We start from the raw sequence: 1,125 nt of genomic DNA on the forward strand, positions 1-1,125 counted from the left end.
GTACCCGACCAGCCGTACCGGCCCCAAGGACCGTACGACCCCTACGACCAGCCGCCCCCCCACCCCGACGGGCCCGCCCCGGACACCCGCCGCCCCGCCGACAGCCGCGCCCAGGCCCAGGCCTCCTACTACCCCGGCCGCCGCATGAACCTCGGCGTCGTGCTGCTCCCGCTGCGCGTCTTCCTCGGTTTCATCTCCATCTACGCCGGCATGGGCAAGCTCTGCGACCCCGTCTACTTCGACGGCGGCGAACGCGGCTCCATGGTCACCTGGCTGCGCACCCTGCACCCCTGGGCCCTCGCCGAACCCCTGCGCGACTTCGCCCTCGCCCACCCCGTCGGCGCCGGCCTCACCGTCGCCTTCCTCCAGGTGATCGTCGGCGTGCTCACCGTCTTCGGCCTCTGGCAGCGCTTCGCCGCCTGCATCGGCGCCCTGCTCTCCGCCGCCCTGCTGATGACCGTCAGCTGGAAGACCGTCCCCGCCTACGACGCCCCCGACATCATCTACCTCGCCGCCTGGAGCCCGCTCATCATCGCCGGGGCCCCCGTCTACTCCCTCGACGGACGCCTCGCCGGCGAAGCCTGGCGCACCCTCGGACCCCGCTCCGAGATGTGGCAGCTCCGCCGCCGCGTCCTGCGCCGCGGCACCGTCATGGCCACCGTTGTCTGCGGGCTCACCCTCCTCATCGGCTCCCTCCTCGGCGGAGCCGTCCGCTCCAGCACCGTCGTCACCGTCCCCGGCCCTGGCCAGGCCCCCAGCAACTACCTCCCCGGTCCCCGGCAGCCCCCTGCCCCAGCCCCCAGGCCGCCAGCAGTCCGGGCCGGCCAAGCAGCAGCCCTCCAAGCAGCCCTCCCCGTCCGCCTCGGCCTCCTCCACCGCCCCCGCCGCCAAGTCCGGCCGCACCGGCAGCGGAGCCCCCACCCAGAGCACCGGCACCGGCTCCGGCGCCCCCACCGCCACCAAGGGCAGCGGCAGCGGCCAGAGCCCGCGCAGCAGCACCCCCCGGCAGTCCAGCCCCCAGCAGCCCCCGGCCACCTCCTCGGGCAGCCGCACCAGCGACACCACCGCCAAGAAGCCCGGCCTCGTCGGCGGCCTCCTCGGCTGAACACCCCCGGCACGACGGAG

At 75.2% G+C, this 1,125-nt stretch carries 1 protein-coding gene; it reads left to right on the forward strand.

All coding sequences use genetic code 11. The features are described 5' to 3' along the window. Nucleotides 1–1,125 (forward strand): DoxX family protein (locus tag VR44_RS42020; RefSeq protein ID WP_425424540.1); only part of this gene is annotated, 1,125 nt, incomplete at both ends.

The sequence above is a fragment of the Streptomyces katrae genome (genome assembly GCF_000966975.1).
Classification (GTDB): domain Bacteria; phylum Actinomycetota; class Actinomycetes; order Streptomycetales; family Streptomycetaceae; genus Streptomyces; species Streptomyces katrae.